This is a genomic window from Corynebacterium sp. HMSC064H12 (genome assembly GCF_001809925.1).
Taxonomy (GTDB): Bacteria; Actinomycetota; Actinomycetes; order Mycobacteriales; family Mycobacteriaceae; genus Corynebacterium; species Corynebacterium jeikeium_D.
The window spans coordinates 23,390-40,088 of the sequence record NZ_KV799323.1 but is presented as its reverse complement, the minus strand read 5'-3'; the positions used below and the strand labels follow the sequence as shown (position 1 = coordinate 40,088).

Here is a 16,699-nt window from a genome sequence, read left to right as displayed (position 1 = left end):
TGCAGCTTCGGTTCCCAGCTTCTGTAAATTTCAGCTGTCTTAAATTCTACGGTCAAAAAACTGTGGTCAAAGTTGAGCGGCCAGCTTCAGCGGCAACGGCTGGATGCCAGCTGCTTGCCAGCGCGCGGTGATGTCTGTGGCAGTCTCTCGGGTCGAACTCTCAGCATCGGCACCATTTGAGGCTCCCACCAGCGCAATTCCACAGTCGCCACCGCCGGAGCCACTGCTCTTACCCGCAGCGCCCGCGGCATCGGCGATGTCGGCGAGCGCTTTCAGCTTCTCCGTCTCGATGCACACCGCACGCTCGCGCTCGTAGGCCTGCAGCAGCGCCCGATTCTCGCGCAGGCAGGCAAACGCCGCGGTGCGGTCTCCGTCGGCAAGCGCCTGCCAGAGCTTTTCGCTTATCGACGAGACCCCGCGCACAAAATCACGGTCTGCGCCACCGGCCTTCTTCAACTGCGAGTCCGTCTTCACCGGACTGCCCGTCCAGCCGACCAACAGTTGTAGCCCCCCGAGGTCGGCGCGGGCATCAATGCGAAGATTCGGCCACGGTGCCGCCACGGCGGCGACAGGATCGGCCGCCACGAGTTCTGCGAGCGCTGCCGGATTCGGGCGGCGGTAGAGTACCGCCCCTCCGTGCGCGGAGCAGGCGATATCGCCGCCGGAGCCCGCCGCACCGGCCAAGAGCGTGGCCACCATCGCAATCTTGTAGACCCGCAGCGAATCGAGCTCCAGACCAAGGTGTGCCCCTAGTGCGCGAGTCACAGCCACAGCGACAGCCCCGGAGGATCCCAGGCCATACTTCGCACCGCTGGCGGAGTCATCGAGGTCCGATTCGATAACGATATTGATGGGGCTCTCTGGGGTGTTTTCCAGCTCGCCCGCGGCAATGCGATAGACCAGCGAAATCGTATGGGTAGCGATGTCATCTGGCGCATCCACGTCAATGACGCGCCCCTGCGGGCCGTAATAGCTGGAGTACACGCGAGAGACCGGCTGCGATGGGTCGGCACCGTGGCACCGAACCGTCACATAGCGGTTGACTCCTGCGATGACGGCCAGACCCTCGACATCCATCACCGCATACTCACCAGTGAGGTACAGCTTGCCGCAGCCACGGCCGATGGACTCGCCTTCGATAGGTCCGCCTTTAGCGTTGCTCAACTACTCCCCCAGCTACACCAGGTATGCGCCAGGGCCTGAGCCGGAAACCAGCACGTCAATATCCTCGAACTCTGCGCGGAAACGATCCGCGATGGTCTCGGCATCGCCGCTGCGGCACAGCACCTTCACGTTCGGCCCGGCATCCATGGTGGCGTAGCACTCGGTGCCCTCGTCACGCAGCGTAGCGACGAGATTGAGAGCCGCCACTGAATCCGGATTCCAGTAACGCACCGGAGGAAGAGCCCCCAGCATAGTGGCGTGCATGCGCATGGCATTGGCCTCGGCAAGCTCGCCGACCGCAGTGAAGTCCGCAGCGGCGATGGCGGCCTTCATGTCCTCGATATCGCGGGGCACCTGCTCCACCCAGGCCGGGAAGAACGGTGATGTCTCGACCGTGCGACGCATGGCGGCACGGCTGTCAATCTTCTTGCGCCCCGGGGCCAAAACCGCCACGACCAGGGAGAGGTCCAGGCCGGAATCCGGCAGAGCCACTGCGTGGCTGGAAGCATCGTCATCGCCGGGCAGCCACTCAACGAGGCCGCCGAAAATAGAGCGACAGGCCGAGCCCGAACCGCGACGGGCCAGAGCCGAGAGCTGTTCCGGGGTGTAGTCCAGGCCGTAGGCCTTCGCCGCGGCCAGCGCGAGCGCGCCAAAACCCGACGCGGACGAAGCCAGACCCGCACCCGTCGGAATCTCGTTGGTGCTGGTCACCTCTGCGAAGCTAGTGCTGCCCGCACGCTCGCGGACCAAATCCAAAAACTTCTGGACACGGGAGAGGTCCTTACCCACCATCTCCTGGCCGTTCAGAGTGCCCGAGTCGGCGGTGACGCTGGGATCGTCGATAAGCGACACCGTGGTCGTCGTCGGAGCGATGCCCAGAGTAAGGGACAGCGAACCTGTGGCCGGTAGCTGCACGGCCTCATCGCGCTTGCCCCAGTATTTAATCAGGGCGATGTTGGGATGAGCGACGGCGGTAGCGGTCGTGGTCACGAGGGATTTACCTCCACAGTCCAAGTAGCAACGGCATTGGCGCCCATCATGGCATGGCTAATCAGTTCCGCGTGATCGGCGGACTCTGCCAGCGCCATCACACAGCCACCGCAACCGGCACCAGTGAGCTTTGCCCCGTGGGCACCTGCCAGTCGGGCGGCAGTGACGAGATCGGTGATGGACTCATGCCCAACACCTAGTTCTTCTAGCGCTTCCTGCGCCGAGTCCATGCGATGTCCCAGACGGGCAAAATCGCCCTTGGCCAGGTTGTGCACCGCGCCATCGGCCAGCTGCCCCAAGTGGTCCAACAACTCTTGGCCGTGGACTCGGTGGGAATCGACGAAACCACGCACGCGGGCAACGGCCAGCGACGTCGAACCACGCACACCGGTATCCCCCAGCACCAGCCACATCTTCTTGGCCACCTTCAGCGGATGGAACTCACCCTGCTTGAAGTAAACCGGACGCGATGCGCGGGCAACCGTGGCATCCAGGCCAGAGGGGTTACCGTGCGCCAGACGCTCAGCTTCCTGCACCAGGTCAAAGCGCTGACGCTCGGTCAGAGTGCCATCGGCGAGGTCACGCACTGCGTCGATAAGCGCATGTGCCACTGCGGCAGAACCACCCAGCCCTGCAGCGGGTGGGATACCGGAGCGGAGACGAACCAGCAGGTCGCGTTCGGGAATACCGAAGGTGCGCAGGCCAGCGCGGAGTGCAGCGGCGATGGAGGCAAAGCGCTCCGGCAGCTCGTCGATGTCGATGACCTCGCCGTCCATGGAAAACAGGACGGGAGAATCCTCCACGCGGTCAATCCACGCCATCGTGCGCAGCGACGTCACCGGCAGCGCAATAGCCGGCTTGCCGTAGACGACAGAGTGCTCACCCAACAAAATCGACTTGGCATGGCCTTCACCGAATGCGGCACCCTGTTCATTGGCCAGGGCATAGAACTCCCCGGTCTCCAATTCCTCGGACTTGTCGAGGCCGAAGTCGTCGACGCTGGCGTTTTCTACGCTGGTCACGAAGCTACACATCCTTTTCCGAAACCGACTGCGCGGCAGCCTGCGCCTCCGCTGGGCCATGGATACCCGGCACACCCGCAATGTCGAAACCGTACTTGGAGAACTTCTCCGCCCCGACACCCCAGACGTGGTTAAACCACTCCGTCATCGGTTCGTTCGCACGACGTTCTGCGAGCTCCTGCGGGGTCACGTACACCACTTCATCGACCTCATCGGGGTTGATATCCACCGACTTCGGATCGACGATGCCGGCGTACACGTGGTTGTACTCGTGCTCCGCCAATCCCGAACGATCATCGATGACCTGGTAGATAACAATGCCGATTTCCTCCAACTGAGAGACATCCGCACCGAGCTCTTCCTTCGCACGACGCTCAACGGCATCGGCCACCGGCTCCCCCGGCAGTGGGTGCGAGCAGGTCGCATTCGTCAGTAGCAGTGGTGAGTGATACTTCGACTCCGCACGGCGCTGCAGCAGCATGCGTCCCTGCTCATCGAAGAGGAAAAGAGAAAAAGCACGGTGCAAAATTCCCGGTGGAACGTGTGCTTCAAGCTTGCCGACGGTACCGAGAACCCGACCGTCACGATCGACCACCTCTACCTGGATGTCGGCTTCACCCGGGGCAAAGCGGGCTTTAATGTCCTCTGGCGCGTCATTCATTTCCACACTCCTGACTCTAGACTGCGGCCACAACCGCAGCTAACTCCCCGGCAATCTTGCGGGCCGATTCCGCATCGGCGGCCTCCACCATGACGCGGAAGAGCTCCTCGGTGCCGGACGGGCGCAACAGCACGCGACCGGTGGAACCCAGCTTCTCCTCGGCTGCATCGATGGCGGCCTTGACCTCATCAGACTCCAGAATTGCGGCCTTGTTGGACACCGGCACGTTGATAAGAGTCTGCGGCAGCACCTTCATTACGGAGGCCAGCTCAGCCAGAGACTTACCGGTGCGTGCCATCCGCGCCATGAGGTACAGACCCGTGAGGGTGCCGTCACCAGTGGTCGCATGATCCGGAATGACCACGTGTCCCGACTGCTCACCGCCGAGCGAGTAACCGCCAGCGTTCAAATCAGCCAGCACATAGCGGTCGCCGACCTTGGTGGTACGCAGGGCGATATCGTTTTCCTCCATCGCCAGCTTGAGGCCGAGGTTACTCATCACAGTGGCCACCAGCGTGTTGTGGTGCAGTAGCCCCTCTTCCTTCATGGCGACGGCCAGGATGGCCATGATTTGGTCACCATCGACGATGTTGCCCTGCGAGTCCACAGCCAGGCAGCGGTCGGCATCGCCATCGTGAGCCAGCCCCAGATCCGCGCCGTGCTCCAGCACTGCCGCGCGCAAAACCTCAATGTGGGTGGAACCGCAGTTGTCGTTGATGTTGTAGGAGTTCGGCTTGTCATGAATAGCGACGACGTCGGCACCGGCGGCCGCGTACGCCATGGGGGCGGCCTGCGAAGCAGCACCATTTGCACAATCCACCACGACACGAATGCCGTCGAGCTTGGTGCTGACCGCACGGGAGAGGTGGAACAGGTAGCGGTCGAGCCCGTCTGGGGCCTCCTCGATGACACGCCCCACTCCGGTGCCCGTGGGTCCGGTCTCCGGCAAGTTGTGGAGAGCGTGTTCGATTTCCTTCTCCACCGCGTCGTCAAGCTTGGTGCCGCCCGCGGCGAAGAACTTGATGCCGTTGTCCGGCATGGGGTTGTGAGAAGCCGAAATCATCACACCCATGTCGGCACCGTAGTCGTCGGTGAGGAAAGCGACAGCCGGAGTGGGCAGCACGCCGACACGCAAAACGTCGACGCCCTGGGAAGCCATGCCGGCAGACAGCGCTGCGGCGAGCATCTCACCGGAGACACGCGGATCGCGGCCAACAATGGCCAGGGGACGACGCCCCGACGGATTCGTGCCGCTAGTCAGCACAGTGGCCGCAGCAGCGCCCAGCCGCATTGCCAGCGGTGCGGTCAGAGTCTTATTCGCCAAACCGCGGACGCCATCAGTTCCGAAAAGACGTGCCATTGTTGCTAGACCACTCCTTGGGGGTTTTATGAGTTTTGGTATCGCGGACTATTGCATTGTCAATGCTGTATTACTTTAGCCGGTCGCGCAGGCGAATCCAGACTAGCCACAGGACACAATTGGCTGCGGGTCATAAACCGTAGTCTGAGTTTCACGCGAGATTTCCGCGCCCGAGAGGTCCCGAATGACGCGTGTGTCGGAAGTGGTAAAGCCCTGCGCACCCGACGACGGCTGGCAAGAGCTGCCACTGACCTGCATACGCTGCGGTTGCGTGTATGCCCAACGGCCACCATTGATGGACTCGACGTTGACCTTCTTCACACCCTTGATGCGCACAGTGACGTCGGAGCCAGTAGTAACGGCTTCGATGAGAATCGGAGTGTCGGAACTGTTCTTAAACGCTAGGTCGATTGCGCCCTCGTACACCGTCGCCTCACGGCCGGCCGGGTAACGCGAAATGTAGTAGCTGTGCGGGGTGTGCGCGACATCCTCCATGCCCGCAAAGTACGAAGCATTGTACAAAGTGGTGGCGAACTGGCTAATGCCACCGCCGACAGCCTTATCCGCATGGCCGTTGAGGATGATGCCCGACTCGACAAAACCCTGCGCAGTACCGCGCGGCCCCGTGTAGCCGTTCAGGCTGAATGTATCGCCCGGCGCCACGAATGCGCCGTTGACCATCTGCGACACCAGGGCAATGTTTGTTCCCGATGCCGAGCTGAAGCCACCGGTGGTGAACTCACCAATGACATCATCGAAAGTGGCACTTTCCGCTTGTTCGGTGGTGTAGGTGGCGGGCTTGTCCTCGTAGACCGCATCGAACTCGCGCTTATCCGTCGAAGTCACACGCTCGGCGAAGTCCTTCATAGTTTCATCCCACTTCACGGCTACGCCATCAACCGAGGGGACCACTTCACGCGCACCACCGCTAAAGCGTATCGACGCATTGCGCTTATCAACCTCGGAAGCAGCCAGCCCCTCCTCGAGGATCTCGCGTGCGCGGTCGACATTGATATCGGCGGCCAATCCACCGTCGCGCGGCACAAAGCTGATGATTTCAGCCATGCGCTCCGGCGGAATTACACCATCTTTGCCATCGCGGCCCTTGGCAACAATGGGGCCCGACACCGCATCGGCGGCCTCTCCTTCAGCTGCCTCACGGACCTGATCCTCACCGATAGCCGGGTCGTGCGCGGTGGTCTCTACATCGATGCCCTCCGGCGACAACCACTTGGCGGCCAAATCCCCGCTGACCGCATTGCGGTCGACATCTTGGCCGATGACCGGTGGAGTTGTTTCCACGCGGCCGTCGACAAGCTTGACCTCGCCATCGACGGGAGCAATAGTCAGTTCGCCGACGAGACGGTCGACCTGCGGCTCGAACTTAGAGCTATCGATATCGCTGACCAAATCCAGCTCACGGGTAGTAAAGAAACTGCGCACCCAGGTAACTGGGTTCGCCGTCTGCTTACCCGCCTGCGCGACCGTCTTCTCCCAGTCGATGCTCAGCCCCGCCTCCTCGGGCAGAACCTCCGCCGTGCGTTCGCCGGCACGAAACGCCACTGGATGAGTGGAAAGATCACCGAGCTGCTCTTCGAGCTTCGCCTCAGCGTGATTCGCGCTCAGCGTGCTGATGTCAATACCCGCGACGGTAGACCCGCGCGGGACATGGTCCTTGTTCAGCACGTAATCGACAGCGTAAAACACACCGAAGAGTGCGAAGATACCGAGGACGATGCCGAGGAAAATCTTTAATCCACGGTGACTGGAGGAAGACTTTTGTTTGGCCACAGCCACTTACTTTACCGTGGAAACACTACTAACTAGATTTTTATTAGATTCCGCAGGTGTCCGGAATGCGTTTCTTGTTCTTCGCATACTGCTGGAAAGCATCGACCACGGCATTGGCATAGACCTCGGCGCCATCCGGGGTCGGGTGGATAAGGTCCGCGCGCAGCTTGGACAAATCATCACGCACACCATGACACCAGTCAGACACATAGACATTGTCGCGCTTCTTTGCCGCGTCGAGGACTTCCCTCTCCGACTGCGGCATCCACACACGATCACCGTACGGGTTGATGAGGACAATGATGCGGTCTTCACCCAGCGAATCGAGGATCTCATCCAACAGGTGTTCGTCCGATGCCGCAGCCGACTGATTGATACCAAGACCCAGCACGACGAATGGATCGAGCGTACCCGCCGCCTTCATACTGGCGATAATCTCTGGCGCAGCCGGATAACCACGAGAAACAGCCGCATCGATATAGATACCGGGCAGCTTCTCTTCCAACGCGGACGCCGAGGCGAGCATCACAGAGTCGCCGATAGCGGTGATCTGGTCACCACGCGGCATAACGCGCTTGGCCAACTCGGCTTCCTCCGCCTTTTGTGCCTGTGCACGGCGCTCAGCTGCCTCCTGTAGCTGTGCCTCCAAACGCGTCATCTTCGGCGCCGTGGCCATTCCCACAACTGCACCAACCACGACGACCAGCGCCAGCCCTGCTGCAACGCGCGGCTTCCAGGAACCGGCAAACTGCGTGCCCGAAAACTGCGACATCCAACGGCGGTAACCCATCCGGCGAATTGGCGATTCCACATTCTTGTACGACCAGTTCGCCAAAAGCAGCGATAGCGCGATGCCTGCGAAGGCAGCGAGGTTCTCATACTGCATGGCCTCATTGCGCTCCAGCAGTTCGCGGATGAGCACGATGACCGGCCAGTGCCACAGGTACAGCGAGAAGGAAATCTTTCCCAGCCAGCACAGTGGCTTGAACTCAAAAATCTGACGCACGGGTGAGACACCGCGAACGACAAGATAGAGAATCGCCACCGACAGCAACGAGGCGAACACCAACCCACCGCGGTAAGTCGCCGACGCAGTATCCGACATCATCAGCAGAACCAACGAAAGGAAGATCAGCGGCAGCGAGGCCACTACGAAAGCTTGGGCAGAACTGCCAAAGAAGTCCCGCAGCAGGGGTTCTGTGCGTGGCCAGGAGTCCGCTTCCGCGCGTGACGACGTCGACGTCAACCACAATGCGAGGGCCGCGCCAAACAGGAGACCAAAGGCGTGAGTATCGGTACCGTAGTAGACCCTCGTGGGGTCGACCTTCGGATCGTAGAGCGAGACCATCCACACGAAAGAAGCAACCGCCCCAATGCCCGCCACTGCTGCCAGCCTGCGAGATGCCAGCTTCAAGGCGAGAAGAGCCACAAAAATCAATGGCCAGAGCAAGTAGAACTGCTCCTCCACCGACAGTGACCAGTAGTGCGCTAACAGCTGCACTCCGGAATCCGCGAAATAGGACTGAGAGCCCGCAATCTGCGTCCAGTTATTGACGAAAAAGACCGTGCCGAGAAACTGCGTCGACAAGCCAACAGCGGGATCCCCGCCGACCAGACCTGCGACGGCGATGGAAATAAACAACACGAACATCGCAGCCGGAGCGATGCGGCGCAGCCGACGAAGCCAGAAGTCCTTTAGATCGATGCGCCCAGTGACCGCGCGTTCGCGCACCAGAAGCGAGGTGATAAGAAATCCGGAGAGCACGAAGAAGATATCCACACCGATGTAGCCACCGGGCAGCACATTATCGAAGTAGTGGTAGATCACCACTGTGGCAACGGCCAGACCGCGCAGCCCATCAATGCCTGGTACGCGTCGAATGCGGAAGGGATGCTTCGCCACCGACGACGAGCTAGAGGAGCTCTTCGCGTCGGAGGTCTTGGTGGCTGTGGTGCTCACCGCCATACGATTTCCTTCTTCCCATCGCACTGCAATCGCACTTTCATCGCACTGCAATCGCACCGCGATAAACGATTCTCGTGGCAGTTTTTAACGGATAAAAGTCTAACGTACGGGGCTTGTCTCAAAAATGCAGCCATGCCTGGTCACGGCGGACTTTAACCCAAAAAAGCACCTCGGCTTGCGTGTAATACGCAAACTGAGGTGCTTTTCGAAGCAGTAAAGCTTAACGCTTGGAGTACTGCGGTGCGCGACGGGCCTTGTGCAGACCAGCCTTCTTGCGCTCGACAGCACGAGCGTCGCGGGTGAGGAAGCCAGCCTTCTTGAGAACGCTGCGCTCCTCCGGGTTGAACTCGTTCAGGGCACGAGCAATAGCCAGGCGCAGAGCACCGGCCTGACCGGACGGGCCACCACCGTTGATGTTGGCCTTGATGTCGAACTGGCTCTCGCGCTCGACCAGGACCAGCGGATCCTTGATCTCCTGCTGGTGCAGCTTGTTCGGGAAGTAATCCTCGAGCTCGCGGCCGTTGCAGACAATCTTGCCGGAACCAGCGGTCAGAACGACGCGGGCGACAGCGCGCTTACGACGACCGACAGTCTGAATCGGACGATCCAGGGTCAGCGGTGCAGCCGGAGCAGCCTCAGCCTCGGTCTCGGTAGCAACTGCGTCGCCGATGGAAGAGGTGAACTCTTCAGTGGCAGCAGCAGCGGCAGCCTGAACATCATCGTAGGAAGCCTCGGTGGCCTCTACGTTCTGGTTCTCATTGACGTCCTGTGGGTTGGTCACTGTGCCACCGCCTTGATCTCGTAGTTTTCAGGCTTCTGACCGGCGAACGGGTGCTCGGAACCGGCGAAGACGTGCAGCTTCTTGATGGACGCACGCGAAAGCTTGTTGTGCGGCATCATGCCCTCAATAGCCTCAGCGATAACACGCTCCGGGTGAACCTCGAGGGAACGACCCAGGGTCATCGACTTCAGGCCACCCGGGAAGCCCGAGTGGCGGTAGCGCATCTCACGTTCCCGCTTGTTCGAGGAGACGTGCACCTTATCGGCGTTGATGATGATGACGTGGTCACCGCAGTCGACGTTAGGGGCGAAGTAAGCCTTGCCCTTACCGCGCAGCAAGTCTGCGGCGTGAGTAGCCAGACGGCCGAGAACAACGTCGGTAGCGTCGATGACGTACCACTTGCGCTCGATGTCACCGTCCTTCGGATGGAAAGTAGACAACATGACTCCTTTTAGGGTCCGTGTAGATTTGCCAGCCACCGTGCACACTGTTGTTATTCCCCGGCGGCCGGTGGAGACCCGAGGCAACATTCACGTGTGCGCACACAGTTTGACTACTCTACCTTGAGATGGCACTAGAACAAAAAATGCCAAAGCCAGTCTCAGCCGCAAACTGCTGAGACTGGCCTTTCCCCCCCTGGAGTGCTGCTAGCAAGAATACTTCAAAGGCAGATACCTAACTGAAGATCTCAATTGAGCAATGTCCTCCCCTCCCCCGGTTACATAGCTCAATCAAAAGTGCCTCAAGCAGGAACCAAGCTATCCCCAGCTAGCTGCCGCGCGGCGGTTAATATCCGCCATTCGCTGGCTACCTGCGCTGACCGTATCCGCGATAGTCGTGAGAATCATATTGAGCTCCTCCGCTGCTGTGTCCCATTCACGCTGAGCCTCCTGGTAAGAATCCGAAGAGTCACCCTCCCACGTAGAGACCATCGGCGCGATGCGCTTCTTCAAATCTCCGAGCAGCCCGTTGATGGTGCCAGAAGTGGACCGAATGTCATCGGCAGCACCGTCGATGCCGCCAAAACTGTACCTAATTGGTTGCATTAAGAACCCTTTCCCCAAAAGGTGATGTGTGTTGTGTGATTCAGTGTTGTGGTTGTGCGATTCGATAAAACGTTTAGAGGTTCAGCAACGACGCACCCGCTGCTGCCACCTGCTTGAACGACGACGCCCCCTCGTCCTCGCCCGCATCGAAGCTGCTGGAATTTGCGCGGATGTTATCCGCGATATCCGTCAGCGCATTGGATAGACGCATAGCTGCGTCATCCCAACGAAGCATCAGATCATCGAAGCTGTCTTTAGCCTGGCCCTTCCATTCCCCCGCCAGACCGTCCACGACGCCTCGAATGCGACCCAGCTCGCCCTGTACTTCCGAGTTGACGCCATCGACGTCCCCCGCGGTAGTGGTCATTTGATCTGATTCGGCTGCAAATAGGTTTGCCACTGTTTCCCCCTTATTCGTGTTGAGTGACTGATTAACGACGGCATTTTTACCTCCCCGCGCGAGCCAGCCAGCTTCCCGCGTTAAAAACCCGTCATATTGTTTGGCGCGAAAAACCCCGATTCGGTTCCATTTTGGTTTTCCAACCTTTACCCCTGCCTACCCCCCCCCGCCCATCCCCTGGTCACCTTCTCTACGCCCCTTGCGTATTACGGCACCGGCCGAGCGCTTACTACTGCCTGGTCGCATACGGGCCGTACCGGCGTAATAGTCCTTCCTCTGAACTGGCACCCCACACTGACTTGAGTTCCGTCCATCACTTTGTGATGCCAGAGCACTATCGAATTACCTGACGGCAGCCGCTCCTCTACGACTACGACATCGGTGCCCAGTACTTGCCTGCGTTCCGGCGCGGACTTTGTCTCATCCCCGGCAACGGAGCTACTCAAAGCTGCTGCTAGATGTTCAAGCGCCATGTCCTGCGAAAGCGGATTAGCGAGCACCAATACGCGCATATCTCCGCCATCCACCGCAATCAGACGGTCGAACGGACTTGCCGAATCAAGCTCCCACCCGCCGGGAAACCGAGCTTCCACGCCTGCATTGGCCAGCGTGACTACTGGAGCAGAATCGGGAACCGGTTTCGATGTGGGTGGAGGCGTAGTTACAGGCGGCGTAGTTACAGGAGGAGCCTGTGCGTGCGATGTCTCACGCTGCTTCTGCCTCCCCTCGTTCTCCCTGCCTATGCCGCCACTAATGAGCCATGCAGCAATCCCAACAATCAGCACTACCACCGTCAACAAACCAACGGCAGCTACTGACACAACTGTGCTTTGATTCGACACTGCGCTGGCTTCTACCCTGGCTGCAGGACGCCTCCCCGCGAGATCCTCCAATTGCTCCACTTCACCGGCTTCAGCGTCGCCGATGCTTTTCAACCAGGCCGGATTTACGCACTCCCCGAGCCGCGAGGCTGGACAGTCGAAGACCAAAAACCCACGGTCGCGCAGACGATCGACTAGTAGAGCTCGCCGCGGGTTCGCTAGCCCAGGTGGAACTTCGCCGACGATGAACTCAATATCCTCCTGCCAGCGGGGCGGATACTCGGTAATACCGCGCCCACCGCTAACTTCCACATCATCGGGTATCCCCTGGGGCGCATCCGGATACATGGTCAGCTGATAAGCCAGCGCAATGACTGTTTCCACCAATGGTGCGCTGTCGTTCGCTCCGACCAAATGTGTCATCCGACTGGCAATGTGGCCCCCGCTCAGACGAGTGACACAGACACGCGTTTCCTCTACTTCCACCAACACGCTATGAGACACAGTTGCCTCATCGAGTTCCACAACGGCGTCGGCAAGCGTCAGGATGTACGGATTGAGTTCAGCAGCCAATAGCGCGGAGGCCAACCGGCACTGTCGCACAGCACCCCAATAGCTGGGCACAATGACTGTTTGCATGCTCTCGAGAAGCGGTCTAGGGCCATGCACCGCCGGTTCTGCGGTGTCTGCAGGTGCCGCGAGTCCCCACAGGTGCCAGGTGCCGTGGCGCAGCGTCGGGGTCTGGGTGGTGGAGGAAGATTCGACCCGAATCATCAACTGTCCTCCTGGTCACCAGCGGTATCCAACCACCCCAACTGCACAACCTGCGGACTCTGGCCGTGCGCCACCCAATAGCCACGGCCCGGCGGCTGCTCGCAGGGCTTTACGCCGAGGATGGGGCCGTCGTCGCGTGTGCCGTCCATAACAAAGACGCTGGCACCCTGGTCCTTAACCGCACCCATGACCGGGTCGTGGAGGGATCGCAACGCCCCGCTGATTCGACGGGCAAAAAAGATATTGAGCCCAATGTCGGCGGCGTGAGCGATGACTTCTGCCAGCGGCTGCAAGGGGTTACCCCGCGAGCCGGCCACGAGGTCATAGTCGTCCACGATGACATTGATGGTTGGACCACTCCACCAATTTCGGGCCTTCAACTGCGCTGGGGTGATATCCGGTTGCGGGAGACGGGCCTTCAGTACCTCTGCCAGCTCTGCCAGCATGGGTGTCGCCACCGCAGCCGAGCCCGCATAGCCGGCCAGCCGCTCTTGGGGCACGGCCTCCATTAGCCCACGGCGGTAGTCAATTACGACGAATTTCGAGTCCGACTGCGAGTACCGCAACTGGTGAACGATGCCCCTCAACGCGGCGGTTCTGCCGCTGCCTGCCGAACCGAATATCAGTAGGTGACGATCCTTTTCTGGGTGGAATATCACCGCGCCCAGACCGGCTTCTTCGAGCCCCACTGCAATCGCACCTCTCGTCGCGGCCGCTGGTCGTGGCAAACGCGCAATATCAATCCGCCGTGGCAACAACTGGAGCTTTGGTGCCTGCTCACCGTGCGGCGCTGTCTCTGCAATCCGCTTAGTGTCTGCAGCGCCGGTGAGAGCTACCAGCATCGCAAACCCGCCCGGCGCGACTCCGCGTCCTGGGCTCTCCGGCACCAGCTCTGCTGCCTTGCGGTCAATCATTGAATCCATCGACTCCGCCTGCCGCAGCTCAATCCGAGTACCAATCAGGTCGCGAACGGCAGGTCTCATGTCCGTCCAGCGATAGGCCGTGAGCAGGACATGAATTCCCACCGCCAATCCATCTGCAACCAGCGCCTGCACATCGTCGCTCAGCGCCGGAAACTCCGTTTTGAACGCACCCCAGCCGTCAATGACCAACACCGAATCCGGCTGTCCTGCCGCCCGTGCTGCTTCCGGAGAGAGCCATCCATTAGTGCGAAAGAGCTGTTCCCGACGACTTACCTCACGACGCAAGAAACCAATCGTACGGCGAATAAGCTCCTCGTCTCCGCGGTGTGCAACCGACGCGACATGCGGCAACTCAGCCAGGTCGCTCAGGCCGCCCGCACCACAATCGACGATATAAAAATGCAGGTCACGAGCGCTGATACCGTCGGCTAGCGCGAGGATCGCTGTGCGTGCGGCAGTGGTCTTTCCTGACCGCGGCGCTCCGACGATTGCCATGTGCCCGCCGGTTGTGCGCAGGTCAATACGCAGTGGGTCCTGACGCTGAAACAGCGGCTTGTCCACCAGCCCAATCACACCGGTCAATCGCTGTCGCGGCAGCTGCTCGTCGGGCTGAAGCTCGATGGCCTCCGGCAATGGTGGCAGCCACACCCGATGCGCACGTGTCGATACGTGCGACACCGCTGCCACCACGGCACCGAGCACCGTCTGCTCCGATGTCTGCGCAGGCGGATCGGCCATTCCACCATCGCTTGACGACGCACCGAAAGCCTCCCGCGTCCAATTTTCAGCGGTAAATTCAGCGACAGCTACGGCCTGGCCCTGCAGCCCCTGCTCTGCCCCAGCCGTCGCACCGTCAATAGGCTGCGGACGGACCACCGGGCCGGAAACATACGCCGACCGAAACCGCACCGGCTCGGCGGCAGCAGATTTGATATATCCAATGCCCGGGATGGCCGGCAGATGATAGGCGTCCGGAACGCCCAGCACGCTGCGGGACTCCGCGACGGAAAAGGTCTTCAACCCAATACGATAGGAAAGATGGCTTTCCAACCCGCGCAAGCGGCCTTCCTCCAGACGCTGACTGGCCAGCAGCAAATGCATGTGCAAACTGCGCCCCAACCGACCAATCGCAACGAAGAGCTCAGCAAACTCCGGGCGTGCGGAGAGCAGCTCTGAAAACTCATCCACCACAATCAGCAACGCGGGCATGGGTGGCGCATCTATCTGCCCAGCGCGCCGGGCTTGCTCATAATCGCTGACACCGGCGAAATTCCCTGCAGCGCGCAGCTGCTCTTGGCGCCGCGTCATCTCACCGCGCAGTGCGTCTTCCATGCGGTTGACCAGGATAAGCTCCTGCTCCAAGTTGGTAATCACCGCCGAGACATGAGGCAATTGATCCAGTCCCAGAAACGTCGCCCCGCCTTTGAAGTCCACCAGCACAAAGTTCAACTGATCCGGGCTGTGCGTAGCTGCGAGCCCTACCACGGTCGTTCGGAGGAATTCCGACTTACCCGACCCTGTGGCACCAACGCACAGACCGTGTGGCCCCATGCCGCCCTCAGCACTCTCCTTAAAATCCAGATAGACCGGAGCACCACCGTCATCAGCTCCAACAGGAATGCGCAGACGAGCACTGCCGTAGCGCGGTCGGTAGCGCAGAGTTGTCGGAGGCGGGTACAGCCCGAGCTCCTCCATGACCGGGTCTTCCGAGGTCTTAACAGAATCATCTGCGCTTGTTGGCACTTCAAAACGCGCCAAGCTCCGCCCAAGCACCTCCGCTTCTGCTGGACTCAGCTGATCAGGTACGCCAATCTCCTCCCGTCCGGACGCAGTTTCCGCATGCACAGCAGTAGCGGAAACAACCAGCGCGATGCCATGGTGAACCGCTGCCTCCCACAACGTTGACTGCGCTTCCACGACGGTCAGCAAAACTACCGAGGTCTCCGACCCCGCCGCGTCAAAAATCGGTGTCAGTTCAGTGACATCGTGCTGTCCGTTCGAATCCGCCAGCACAATCAGCACTGCAGCTGGCAGTATGTCGATAGCCGTGAGCAGCTCAGTCAGCTGCGCACACGTCGCCGCCCGCAACCGCGCTGGGCCACAGGCATCAGTAACTGCGGGGTGTCCGTGGTGTGGCGTCCATTTCAGCCATTCCCACTCATCTCCCACAACTGCAATCAGGCAATCCTCCGGATGATGCAGCGCAGCAGCTTGGGCGACCATTGCTCGAGCCAGCCCCTGCGCCGCGGTATCTCCAGTGAGCGCGATGATCTCAAAGGCTGACACATCTATGGCAAAGGGCACGCCCTCAACCTGACGAGCCGATCGAATAACTTCCCGCAGTGCTACGGCGGAAACCGGATCCAGTTTCTCCGGCGCCGGAATTGCCGGTGGTGTTACGGGCGTTGCGGGCTGCTGCGTTGCCACCCCGATGCGCAGCTGCAAGAAATCCGGGTCCCCCTTTCGGCGTTCGCACGCCCGCCCCATCGCCCCCAGCTGCCACAGAGTTCCAGGCCGAGGGTGGATAAACTGCGCCGATTCACGCTGCATCCTCGCTGCTTTCGCCACCGCGCGGCGAATACTGGACAAATGCCTCTGATAGTCCTTCCGCACCGGTGCCATGTCCTTATTTCCCGCCCCGCCCGACACCATCATGCCCACAGTGGAAAACACCATCATCAGCGGAAACATAAACGACATCGGGTTACGTCCCATCCCAGAGACAAACATCAACACCACCATGCCAACCACTGCCACGACCATGATTAACGGCATGAGTGCACGCATCAGCGGCACCGACTGTGGTTCCGGCGCTTCCGGTGGCGCATCCGGCGCGATTGTGCCTGTCATAGGCTGCAGCCCCGCTTTTCGGGTAGCCGAAATCTCCGCCTGTGCACTAGTCACAAAAATCCCCCCCGCTATGTGTCGCCCCTTGTGTTCACTCGACGGCCAATCCCCCGACCAATCGGTGTACGCATAGCTTAAAACACACTCCGGATT

Annotated in this window: 13 protein-coding genes; all 13 read right to left on the bottom strand. The window is 60.4% G+C overall.

The annotated features are described in order from the left end of the window. Positions 1–66 precede the first annotated feature (66 nt). The gene (locus HMPREF2681_RS00805; protein WP_070545660.1) at positions 67–1,164 is read right to left on the bottom strand and encodes a phosphomevalonate kinase; all 1,098 of its coding nucleotides are present in this window, start codon (positions 1,162–1,164) and stop codon (positions 67–69) included. Between the two features lie 12 nt (positions 1,165–1,176). After that, on the bottom strand, positions 1,177–2,154 hold the full coding sequence (mvaD, locus tag HMPREF2681_RS00800; protein WP_070429834.1) for a diphosphomevalonate decarboxylase: 978 nt from the start codon (positions 2,152–2,154) through the stop codon (positions 1,177–1,179). Beyond that, positions 2,151–3,176, bottom strand: a complete 1,026-nt coding sequence (gene mvk / locus HMPREF2681_RS00795; protein ID WP_101687816.1) for a mevalonate kinase — start codon at positions 3,174–3,176, stop codon at positions 2,151–2,153. The genes mvaD and mvk overlap by 4 nt, the downstream gene beginning before the upstream one ends. A 4-nt stretch (positions 3,177–3,180) precedes the next feature. Next, a complete protein-coding gene (gene idi, locus HMPREF2681_RS00790) occupies positions 3,181–3,837 on the bottom strand; it encodes an isopentenyl-diphosphate Delta-isomerase (RefSeq protein ID WP_016422095.1) in 657 nt (218 codons plus the stop codon). Positions 3,838–3,853: 16 nt separating this feature from the next. Next, a complete protein-coding gene (glmM, locus tag HMPREF2681_RS00785) occupies positions 3,854–5,197 on the bottom strand; it encodes a phosphoglucosamine mutase (protein ID WP_016422094.1) in 1,344 nt (447 codons plus the stop codon). A 102-nt stretch (positions 5,198–5,299) separates the two neighbouring features. Next, complete coding sequence (locus HMPREF2681_RS00780) at positions 5,300–6,988, bottom strand: VanW family protein (protein ID WP_049193322.1); 1,689 nt, start codon at positions 6,986–6,988, stop codon at positions 5,300–5,302. A gap of 43 nt (positions 6,989–7,031) precedes the next feature. Beyond that, on the bottom strand, positions 7,032–8,954 hold the full coding sequence (locus HMPREF2681_RS00775) for an acyltransferase family protein (RefSeq protein ID WP_070545657.1): 1,923 nt from the start codon (positions 8,952–8,954) through the stop codon (positions 7,032–7,034). 220 nt (positions 8,955–9,174) lie between these two features. Then, entirely contained in the window at positions 9,175–9,735 is a 561-nt protein-coding gene (gene rpsI / locus HMPREF2681_RS00770; protein WP_016422091.1) for a 30S ribosomal protein S9, read from the bottom strand. Then, on the bottom strand, positions 9,732–10,175 hold the full coding sequence (rplM, locus tag HMPREF2681_RS00765) for a 50S ribosomal protein L13 (protein WP_005509852.1): 444 nt from the start codon (positions 10,173–10,175) through the stop codon (positions 9,732–9,734). The genes rpsI and rplM overlap by 4 nt, the downstream gene beginning before the upstream one ends. A gap of 318 nt (positions 10,176–10,493) precedes the next feature. After that, positions 10,494–10,781 carry a WXG100 family type VII secretion target gene (locus HMPREF2681_RS00760; protein ID WP_016422090.1) on the bottom strand — a complete coding sequence of 96 codons (288 nt, stop codon included), beginning with the start codon at positions 10,779–10,781 and terminating at the stop codon, positions 10,494–10,496. Between the two features lie 73 nt (positions 10,782–10,854). Beyond that, positions 10,855–11,181: a WXG100 family type VII secretion target gene (locus HMPREF2681_RS00755; protein WP_005510029.1), complete on the bottom strand. Its 327-nt coding sequence runs from the start codon at positions 11,179–11,181 to the stop codon at positions 10,855–10,857. 206 nt (positions 11,182–11,387) lie between these two features. Next, a complete protein-coding gene (locus tag HMPREF2681_RS00750; RefSeq protein ID WP_070545656.1) occupies positions 11,388–12,776 on the bottom strand; it encodes a type VII secretion-associated protein in 1,389 nt (462 codons plus the stop codon). Beyond that, positions 12,776–16,603, bottom strand: a complete 3,828-nt coding sequence (eccCa, locus tag HMPREF2681_RS00745) for a type VII secretion protein EccCa (protein ID WP_168164887.1) — start codon at positions 16,601–16,603, stop codon at positions 12,776–12,778. The genes HMPREF2681_RS00750 and eccCa overlap by 1 nt, the downstream gene beginning before the upstream one ends. Positions 16,604–16,699 lie beyond the last annotated feature (96 nt).

Bases quoted from the DNA above. Each gene is read 5' to 3' on its own strand.
- HMPREF2681_RS00750 (WP_070545656.1), bottom strand. From the start codon at position 12,776: ATGATTCGGGTCGAATCTTCCTCCACCACCCAGACCCCGACGCTGCGC.
- glmM (WP_016422094.1), bottom strand. From the start codon at position 5,197: ATGGCACGTCTTTTCGGAACTGATGGCGTCCGCGGTTTGGCGAATAAG.
- HMPREF2681_RS00760 (WP_016422090.1), bottom strand. From the start codon at position 10,781: ATGCAACCAATTAGGTACAGTTTTGGCGGCATCGACGGTGCTGCCGAT.
- HMPREF2681_RS00775 (WP_070545657.1), bottom strand. From the start codon at position 8,954: ATGGCGGTGAGCACCACAGCCACCAAGACCTCCGACGCGAAGAGCTCC.
- idi (WP_016422095.1), bottom strand. From the start codon at position 3,837: ATGAATGACGCGCCAGAGGACATTAAAGCCCGCTTTGCCCCGGGTGAA.